Genomic DNA, 9,109 nt, shown 5'->3' with positions numbered 1-9,109 from the left:
CAAGATAATGTGAGTGTAGCTAATAGCACGAATGATATTACACGCACAGTTAATCAGATTGCTGATGATATTCTAAGTGATGTGAATAAGAAGAGGTTTTAAGGAGATAAGCTGCTAGATTAATGCGTTTAGAAAGGTGAAAAATGCCAGCATTTATGATATTTTCAACACTCCTTGCTGTTGGGATTGTCGCGTATTATATTCTTAAAAAATATAATCCCATTTTTGTCTTTTTGTTTTCCGGTCTATTGATACTTATTTTTGCATTTTATTTTACAGGTGCGCCCATACCTAAAGCCCCTATTAGAGAGAGTGCAAGTTTTTTAGATGTGATTCTTGATAGTTTTGCATTTATCACGGCAACTTTTAAAGCGCAACTTTCAGGCGTTGGGCTAATTATTATGAGTGTAGCTGGGTTTGCTGCGTATATGAAACACATTAACGCTTCTGCTAAACTTGCCTTTTTGGCAAACAAACCACTTGGAAAGATTAAAAATAAATATTTAATCTTGAGTGGAACTTTTGTTGTCGGTATGGCACTTAAAATTGTGATTTCAAGCTATGCAGGATTGCTTTTATTGTTGCTTGCTTGTATTTATCCTGTTTTAATTGCGCTTAAGATTCGTCCTATTACTGCAGTTTGTGTGTTGTCATTTATTGCACTTGATTATGGTCCAAAAGATGGTAGCTCTATTAATATGGCGGATATGGTGGGACAAAAAGATAATGTTGTTGGGCTTTTCTTAAATTATCAAATTTGGAGTGTGATTGCGTATGTGGTGGTGATTGCGATTTTGATTCCATTTTATTTTGCTTGGGTAGATAAGAGAGATAAGGCTAAGGGCGTGCTTTGTGAAGAAGTAGAAGCACCAGAGATTATTGACCCAAAATGTCCAACACCTTATATTTTCTTCCCTTGGCTGCCTGTTGTATTTTTGTTTAGCGCATATTTTTTAAATATTAAATTAGATGTGGTAACCGCAAACTTTGTGAGTATTGCATTAGTTTTTATCATAGAATTTATTAGGCATAGAGATGGACGGAAACTTGGTGAAGATATGGTGGTGATTTTAAAGGCTATGGCGGATATTTTTATTAGTGTTGTTAGTATTATCATTGCCGCGTCTGTTTTTGCAGAAGGGATTAAATCTCTTGGTGGAGTTGGAATCCTAGCAAATGCAGTTTCTTCGCTAGGAAAAGAAGGAGAGTTTGCAGCGGTGGCTGTGTTTATTAGTATCGCTGCGTTAAGCTTTTTGGTGTATGGATTTACGGTAATTATGGGAAGTGGAATCGCTGCTTTTAATGCTTTTGGAAGATTAGCTCCTGATATTGCAACAAGACTTGGAATCGCACCGATTACTTTAGTGCTACCGATAGAAATTGCTTCTTGTTTGGGGCGCGCAGCTTCTCCTATTGCTGGTGGAATCATCGCTCTAGCTGGATTTGTAAAAATCTCTCCTGTGGAGATTATTAAACGCACCACACCGCTTTTGCTTATTGCAATGGTTGTGAATATTCTTGTAGCCTTTTATCTTGCAAAAGCTAATCCTATTGAGACGCCAAAGCCACAAGAAAATGTGGCTATTGTGCAAGTGCATTAAAAGCTGGGATTCTGTATGCGTGCTAAAAGCTGGCTTAGAAAGGAATCACTAGAATCTTGTTGTAATTGCTCTTTGATTTGCGCTTCTAATTCTTGACTATTTTGAAGCTCAAGCTTCATTTTTGATAAATCTTCTAAATTTTGAAAGGCTGAATTTTGGCTTTGCAAATAGCCTAAAAGCGCGTCTTTTCCTGCGTCTTGCTGTTCTTCTTTTGGAGTGATGATATTTTGGATTCCTAGTTTATTTCCTAAATTGTTTTGCGTGTTGATAAATGCTCCGGGTGTTTTGTATTTGTCAATTAGATTTTGACTAGGGTAGCTTGGTCTTTGATATACTTTTCCGCTATTATTGGCAGGAAGCGTTGGTTTGGAATCTGGTTTTGTTTCTTCTTGTGGTTTTGGTTGTTGCGGTTTGGTTGTATAGATTTGTCGTTGCATTTGTGTGTCAATTTTGAATGCCATTTTAACCCCTTAATGTTGGTAGAATCGCCATTAAAGATTGTAAAATATAACGCACCTCTTCTTGTGTGAGAATATAAGGGGGCATTAAATAGATTGTATTGCCAAGTGGGCGCAGCAATAAACCTTTCTTTAAGGCTTTATTAAAAACTTCCAATCCTTTGCGTTTGCCCTCAAATCCTACTAAATCAAAAGCAAAAATCATTCCATAATATCTAAGATTTTGCACAAAATCAAAGGATTTTAAATTCTGCATTTGCTCCCAAATGGTATCTGATAATATACGATTCTTATTTAATATATCGTCTTTTTCAAAAATATCTAAAACTGCATTTGCGCACGCACAAGCTAGCGCGTTGCCCGTGTAAGAATGGGAATGCAAAAAGGCTTTATGTTCATAATAGGGTGCATAAAAGAGTTGATAAATTGCATCGCTTGTTACGACAACAGAAAGTGGCAAATATCCACCCGTGATTCCTTTACTAAGGCATAAAAAATCTGGCACAACATTGCATTGTTCATAGGCAAATAAACTACCTGTGCGCCCAAAACCTACTGCAACTTCATCAAAGATGACATACACACCCGCTTCTTGGCATAAATGTGTGGCTTCTTGCACAAAGCGTGGGCTATACATATTCATATTTCCGGCACATTGCACAAGGGGTTCTAAGATAAAAGCGGCAATTTCGCCTTTGTGTTGTGCTAGCATTTGTTTGAGTTGCGCTAGAGATTCTTCAATATCTTCTCCGCTTGGTGCTTTAATTTTTAGGGTTTGGAGCAAAATGGGCGTATAAACTTCTGTATAGATTCCAACATCTCCTACGCTTAAAGCCCCGATAGTTTCTCCATGATAGGCATTTTCTAGGCATAAAAACTTGCTTTTTTTCTCTCCTTTAAGCGCGCTTGCATGAAATGCCATTTTGAGCGCAACTTCAATCGCGCTTGAGCCATTATCTGCATAGAAGCACTTGCTAAATTTAGAATCCAAAAGCCCTAAAAGTCGGCGCGATAAATCAATAATGGGCTTATGCGTAAAGCCTGCAAAAATAATATGCTCTAAGGATTCTAATTGCTCTTTGATTTTTGCGTTAATGTAAGGATTGCAATGCCCAAATAGATTAACCCACCAGCTAGAAATACAATCTAAATATGCCTTTTCTTCAAAATCATAAAGATATGCGCCTTGTGCGTGCTTGATTGGAATGAGTGGAATATTTGCTTCATGGTCGTGCATTTGCGTGCAAGGATGCCAAATGCATGATAAGTCTAACTCTTTTAAGGTTTGCGATTCCATAATCTGCCTTTGCTAAATTTCTGTTATTTTACTCTTTAAAGGATAAATTAAAACGCAAAAGTAATAAATTGCGCTAAAATCGTAAAAATAAATTAAGGCAATCAACATAAGGGAAGTTATGCAAAAAATGGCAATTTTTGGCGCAGGTGGGCATGGAGCAGTTGTGGCGGATATTTTGGAATCTCGCGGAATCTCCTATCTTGTGATTGATGATATGCCAGAAAAAAAGGCATTAAATGGAATCTCTGCTATGGCAAAAGAAGAATTTTTGTCTCTTTCTAATGCAAAGGAATATGGCATACTTTTAGCAATTGGAGATAATGCTGTGCGCAAAAATCTTTATACATTTTTTGTGCAAAATGGGTTTTGCTTACCATTTGTTAGCCATAGCAGTGCTATAATCTCAAAATCTGCAAAAATTGCTGATGGAGTTGTTGTTATGCCAAATGCAGTGATTAATGCACGCGCTAAAATTGGTAAGGGCGCGATTATTAATACTTCTAGCGTGGTTGAGCATGATTGTAGCGTGGGAGATTTTACGCATATTGCGCCAAATGCGACATTATGCGGGGGTGTAAGTGTTGGGGATTTTACACATATTGGCGCAGGAAGTGTTGTGATTGAAGGGAAAAGCGTGGGAGATTATTGCATAATTGGCGCAGGAAGTGTCGTAATAAGCGCGATTCCATCGCATAAAAAGATTGTTGGTAATCCGGCAAAGAGAGAATTATAAGGAGTTATTATGGGATTTGAGATTTTTTTATCACCTCCGCAAATGGGAGGAAATGAACAAAAATATGTTGCTGATGTCTTTGAAAGTAATTATATTGCGCCTCTTGGAGCGTTTGTGAATCGCTTTGAAGAAGATATAAAGTCTTATACACATTGCTCAAATGCTTTAGCGCTTAATTCTGGAACAGCGGCTTTGCATTTGGCTTTGCGCGTGAGTGAAATCACGCAAGGGGATTTTGTGCTAGCAAGCAGCTTTACTTTTATTGGTTCGATTGATGCAATTTTGTATCAAGGTGCAATTCCTGTTTTTATTGATAGTGATTTGGATTCTTGGAATCTTGACCCAAGCTTACTTGTAAAGGCTATTGAATCTTTGCCCAAGAAGCCTAAAGCTTTAATTTTAACGCATTTGTATGGACAATGCGCAAAGATTGCTGAGATTATGGAGATTTGTAAGCAATATGGAATCTTGCTTATTGAAGATGCAGCAGAATCTTTAGGGGCATTTTATGATGGTAAGCATAGCGGAAGTTTTGGAGAGTTTGGCGCATTGTCTTTCAATGGCAATAAAATCATCACTTCAGGTGGTGGAGGAATGCTACTTGGCAAAGATAAAGAAAAGATAGAAAAAGCACGTTTTTATTCCACGCAAGCAAGAGAAAATTTGCCATATTATGAACATATAGACTATGGCTATAATTATCGCTTAAGTAATGTTTGTGCCGCTATTGGGGTTGGGCAATTAGAACAGATTGAACAAAAAGTGGTAAAACGGCGTGAAATTTTTAGTTGGTATAATATGGCTTTATATAAACAAACAGAATCACAAATCTTAGAGTTTATGCCAGAGATTCCAAATTCTAGGGGGAATCGTTGGCTTACAACCCTGCGTTTTTTAGACGCAAAAATTAATCCTTTAGCTTTAGTAGAGTTTTTAGCGCAAAAAGGCATAGAATCGCGTCCTTTGTGGAAGCCTATGCATTTACAGCCTTTATTTAGAGATTCCATAGTATTTAGCAATGGTGTGAGCCAAAAACTCTTTGAGAGTGGAATTTGTTTGCCAAGTGGCGGTGCATTAGATAAAAATGCTGTTGATAGGATTTCTGATTTGATTTTGGATTTTATAAAGAGTTGCTAAGTGCTTAAGTCTGTTTTATTTCGTCCAAGCAATGCTAAACGCATTACATTTTTTGTAATTATTGATATTATAGTTTCTTATTTTACGCTGATTTTATCTTATGATTTGCGCTTTAGTTTTCAAGTGCCTTTGGAATTTAAGGCAAATGTTGTTTTAGTGTTTTTTGTGCTTATTGCGTTAAAAATACTAGCATTAGCAGTGTTTAAGCTGTATTTAGTGCCTTGGCGATTTTTTGGACTATTAGAAGCATTAAAGTTGTTTTATGCGCATATTTTGGCGTATGGAATCTTTTGTGGAATCGCATTTTTAGGAGTTTTTGGAAGCTTTCCTTTAAGCGTTGTTGGAATTGATTTTGTGATTTCTAGCATTTTAATTGGCGCAATTAGAATCGCAAAACGCATTTATTTAGAAAATTCTCCTAAAAATTCTCCAAAACCTGCCCTTATCTTTGGGGCAAATACGCAAGCCCCAACACTTATTAAAGCAGCACTTAATAGCGAGATTCCTTTTTATCCACTTGCAATTATTGCTGAAGATAATGAAGCTGTGGGGAGTTATATTTCCAACTTAAAAGTTTATCCAAAAAGCGCGCTAAAAGAACTCATTGCAAAGCATAAAATTAAAAGTGCGATTCTAACAAGAGCCTATGCAAAACCTCCGCTTAAGGATTTATTTGATGCTTTAAGAGAGCTTGGCATTGAAGAAATAAAAATTGCAACAATGCTAAAAGATAATGCGCAAGAAGATTTGCAAGACATTTCTATTGAAGATTTATTAAGCCGTCCTAGTAAAGACTTGGATAAAGAAACTATCGGCGCGTTTTTAAGAGATAAGTGCGTATTAATCACAGGTGCTGGTGGGAGTATTGGGAGTGAGATTGTGCGACAATGTGCCGAATTTGGAGCAAAACGTTTGGTATTAGTCGAGCATAGTGAGTTTAATTTATATGCGATTTTAGAAGAGTTAAACCAAAAATATCCCCAAAAGAAAATGGACAATAGTGCGTTATTTCGTCCTTGCTTGCTAAGTATTTTAGAAAAAGAACGTTTATTAGCACTCATACAAGAAGAAAAGCCTGACATTATTGTGCATGCTGCTGCTTATAAGCATGTTCCTTTGTGTGAATATAATCAAAAAAGTGCAATCGAGAATAATATTATAGGTAGCAAAAATGTTGTAGATTGTGCGATTGAAGCGGGAGTTCCTAAGATTGTAATGATTTCTACAGATAAAGCAGTGCGCCCAACAAATGTTATGGGAGCGACAAAGCGCGTAGTAGAGCTGTATGCGCAAAATGTGGAATCCAAAAATAGCGAAATTGTTGCGGTGCGCTTTGGAAATGTGTTAGGAAGCAGTGGCTCTGTTGTGCCAAAGTTTAAAGCGCAAATCCAAAGCGGAGGACCAATTACCGTTACGCACCCAGATATTACGCGCTATTTTATGTTAATTCCAGAGGCTTGTCAGCTTGTTTTGCAAGCAGGAGCGATTGCTAAGGGTGGGGAAATTTTCATTTTAGATATGGGAGAGCCTGTAAAAATCGTGGATTTAGCGAAAAATATGCTGCGCTTGTATGATAAAGAACACGAAATTGTTATTGAATTTAGCGGATTAAGACCGGGTGAGAAGCTTTATGAAGAATTATTAATCGGAGAGAGTGAGGGAAAAACAAAATATCCATCAATACAAGTGGCATGCCCAACGCATTATGCAATTAATAAGCTTAATGAAGATATTGCAGAGCTTATAGAGTGCAAAGATTCCAAAAGTCGCCTTGAAAAGTTAAAAGAAATTGTTGTGGAGTTTAATCACAATGCAGGATAAAAAATGCGTTGTTTTGGTGGTATCTTCATTGCGTATGGGTGGAGCAGAGAAGGTAGCTAGCTTTTTGGCAAATGCTTTGGCTGATGATTATAAAGTTGTGCTTGTGCTATGGAGCAAGGAAAATCAATTTTACACGTTAGATTCTAGGGTGCAAGTTGAGATTGTGCCAAATGTATATCGCGGAATCTTTGGTAATATAAATAGAATTAAAGGGTTAATAAGAATCTTTAAAGTGCATCAAGCAAGTTTGGCGATTAGCTTTATCCATCAAAGTAATATTCTAGCGATTCTTGCGGGGAAAATTTCTAAGATTCCAGTGATTGCTACGGAGCATAGTATTTATAGTGGATTAAATAGCAAAATATGGAATCTTCTTCGGCGATTGACTTATCCTTTTGCAAAATGTGTAACAACACTCACACATAAAGATTTGCAACATTACTCTTTTTTGTCTAATGTGTGTGTAATGTCAAATCCTATTGCGTTAGAAAAGTCAGAATCTAAGGATTATTTGCAATACAAACCTTATGTGCTAAGTGCGGGCAGAATGATAAAAAGCAAGCATTATGAAGAGCTATTGAGGGCTTTTAGTATTTTTAGCAAAACGCACAAAGACTATTCTTTGCTTTTAGCAGGCGATGGAGAAGAGAGAGAAAGGCTAGAAAAACAAGCCAAAGAATTAGGGATAAAAGCAGTATTTTTGGGACGTTTGGAGAATCTTTATAGTCTGTATTGCAATGCAGAATTTTTTGCCCTTGCAAGCTACAAAGAAGGTTTGAGCAATGTTTTAATCGAATCTTTAATGTGTGGCACTCCTGTGGTGAGTTATGATTGTCCTTATGGACCAAGTGAGATTATAAAACATGGAGAAAATGGATACTTAGTAGAACTTGGAAATGTAGAATCCTTAGCAGAGCATTTTGAGAAAATAACATCAAATAGAGTAACTTTAGCACAAAATACAAAATATATAGAATCGCGTTTTGGGGAAGAAGTGGTGCTAGAGAAATGGAAGGCATTAATCCAAAAGTTTATCGTCTAAGGCAGAGTAAGAAAGAGCCAAAAAGTATTAAAAATGCTCCAAAATATTGCAAGCTACTAAGACTCTCTCCTAAAATCCAAATGGACAAAATCACCGCAACAAGCGGTTCTATCATTCCAAGAATTGCAGTTTTTGTGATTCCAATTTTTGGCATTCCTAAATAATATGCGACCATTGCAAAAAGTGTAGAAAATATGGTGAGCGCAAGAAGAGCAAAGATTCCAATAGGTGGAATCTCTAAGAGATTAGGAATACTCTCGTGGGCTTTTAGCATGCTAGCAAGCATAGCAAGCGAAGAAAAAGAACACACATAAAAACTTGCTACAAGGGAATGGCAGTTGCGTGTAATGCTTTGGCTAAAAATGACATAAAGCCCATAAAAAAGAGCACCAATTAAAGCAAGTGTAACACCTAAATAATTTAATGCAATATCCTTTGGAATCTGTAAGATTATAATTAATCCAATCGTGCAAAGAGCAAGCGCAACGAGTGTTTTTAGCTGGATTTTTTCTTTTAAGAAGACAATAGCCACAAGCGTAACAATTACAGGATAAATATGATAGAGCATTACAGAAAGCGCAGATTGAATGTATTTTAGTGAATCAAGATAGGCAAAAGATTGAATGGAGTATAAAATTCCACCTAAAAAGATAAATTCTAAGATTCTGCGTTTTGGTAGCGCAATAGAGATTTTATTAAGCATTATAAAAATGAGTAGTAAGGTGCTAGTGCAGGCGAAGCGAAAAAAGAGAATAAAATCTGTTGTTAATCCGCTCTTTTGTCCAATAATTGTCCAAAGCGGCATAAATCCATATGCAACACTTGCGCTAATCATCCACAATGCGCCGATTTGTTCTTTACTCATAGTTGCCTTTATGAAGTTTTAAAACAGAATCTTAACCACTCTCCTTTTAATCTCCTCTTAAGCTTACTTAGCTATAATTCCATTTCCTTTTTTGCACTAAATTTTAACCTCTTATTAGCTAACACTTATGCGTTTTATCACTAACGCTTCTTGTT

8 protein-coding genes and 1 pseudogene are annotated in these 9,109 nt (G+C 36.6%); 6 read left to right on the top strand and 3 right to left on the bottom strand.

The annotated features are described in order from the left end of the window. Both LS70_RS10455 and dcuC read left to right on the top strand, forming a co-directional pair. Nucleotides 1-102: pseudogene (locus tag LS70_RS10455) on the top strand (methyl-accepting chemotaxis protein); the annotation flags it as partial. 41 nt (nt 103-143) lie between these two features. After that, nucleotides 144-1,601, top strand: a complete 1,458-nt coding sequence (gene dcuC, locus LS70_RS09540) for a C4-dicarboxylate transporter DcuC (RefSeq protein WP_034287351.1) — start codon at nt 144-146, stop codon at nt 1,599-1,601. Here the strand turns inward: dcuC and LS70_RS09535 are convergent. Together LS70_RS09535 and LS70_RS09530 are read right to left on the bottom strand one after the other, a co-directional pair. Next, nucleotides 1,598-2,062, bottom strand: a complete 465-nt coding sequence (locus LS70_RS09535) for a hypothetical protein (RefSeq protein ID WP_034287350.1) — start codon at nt 2,060-2,062, stop codon at nt 1,598-1,600. The genes dcuC and LS70_RS09535 overlap by 4 nt on opposite strands. A gap of 1 nt (nt 2,063) precedes the next feature. Continuing rightward, nucleotides 2,064-3,356 (bottom strand): adenosylmethionine--8-amino-7-oxononanoate transaminase, encoded by a 1,293-nt coding sequence (locus LS70_RS09530; protein ID WP_034287349.1) that lies wholly within the window; start codon nt 3,354-3,356, stop codon nt 2,064-2,066. A gap of 118 nt (nt 3,357-3,474) precedes the next feature. On the opposite strand from LS70_RS09530, the gene LS70_RS09525 reads away from it, so the two are divergent. From LS70_RS09525 to LS70_RS09510, 4 genes are read left to right on the top strand one after another with little or no spacing between them, the layout of a single operon-like run. Further along, nucleotides 3,475-4,089 (top strand): acetyltransferase, encoded by a 615-nt coding sequence (locus tag LS70_RS09525; RefSeq protein ID WP_034287348.1) that lies wholly within the window; start codon nt 3,475-3,477, stop codon nt 4,087-4,089. Between the two features lie 9 nt (nt 4,090-4,098). Further along, nucleotides 4,099-5,226 (top strand): UDP-N-acetylbacillosamine transaminase, encoded by a 1,128-nt coding sequence (pglE, locus tag LS70_RS09520; protein WP_034287346.1) that lies wholly within the window; start codon nt 4,099-4,101, stop codon nt 5,224-5,226. Beyond that, a complete protein-coding gene (gene pglF, locus LS70_RS09515; protein ID WP_034287344.1) occupies nt 5,227-7,047 on the top strand; it encodes a UDP-N-acetylglucosamine 4,6-dehydratase (configuration-retaining) in 1,821 nt (606 codons plus the stop codon). Then, nucleotides 7,037-8,089 (top strand): glycosyltransferase, encoded by a 1,053-nt coding sequence (locus LS70_RS09510; protein ID WP_034288954.1) that lies wholly within the window; start codon nt 7,037-7,039, stop codon nt 8,087-8,089. The genes pglF and LS70_RS09510 overlap by 11 nt, the downstream gene beginning before the upstream one ends. Here the strand turns inward: LS70_RS09510 and LS70_RS09505 are convergent. Further along, nucleotides 8,079-8,954, bottom strand: coding sequence for a DMT family transporter (locus LS70_RS09505; RefSeq protein ID WP_034287342.1), 876 nt, complete (start codon nt 8,952-8,954; stop codon nt 8,079-8,081). The two genes, LS70_RS09510 and LS70_RS09505, sit on opposite strands and share 11 nt — an antisense overlap. Nucleotides 8,955-9,109: the final 155 nt, after the last annotated feature.

Source organism: Helicobacter sp. MIT 11-5569 (assembly GCF_000765695.2).
In the GTDB taxonomy this organism is placed as follows: domain Bacteria; phylum Campylobacterota; class Campylobacteria; order Campylobacterales; family Helicobacteraceae; genus Helicobacter_D.
The sequence above is the reverse complement of the archived record's forward strand: the minus strand, read 5'-3'. Positions and strand labels throughout refer to the sequence as shown.

Bases quoted from the DNA above. Each gene is read 5' to 3' on its own strand.
- dcuC (WP_034287351.1), top strand. From the start codon at position 144: ATGCCAGCATTTATGATATTTTCAACACTCCTTGCTGTTGGGATTGTC.
- LS70_RS09535 (WP_034287350.1), bottom strand. From the start codon at position 2,062: ATGGCATTCAAAATTGACACACAAATGCAACGACAAATCTATACAACC.
- LS70_RS09530 (WP_034287349.1), bottom strand. From the start codon at position 3,356: ATGGAATCGCAAACCTTAAAAGAGTTAGACTTATCATGCATTTGGCAT.
- LS70_RS09525 (WP_034287348.1), top strand. From the start codon at position 3,475: ATGCAAAAAATGGCAATTTTTGGCGCAGGTGGGCATGGAGCAGTTGTG.
- pglE (WP_034287346.1), top strand. From the start codon at position 4,099: ATGGGATTTGAGATTTTTTTATCACCTCCGCAAATGGGAGGAAATGAA.
- LS70_RS09510 (WP_034288954.1), top strand. From the start codon at position 7,037: ATGCAGGATAAAAAATGCGTTGTTTTGGTGGTATCTTCATTGCGTATG.
- LS70_RS09505 (WP_034287342.1), bottom strand. From the start codon at position 8,954: ATGAGTAAAGAACAAATCGGCGCATTGTGGATGATTAGCGCAAGTGTT.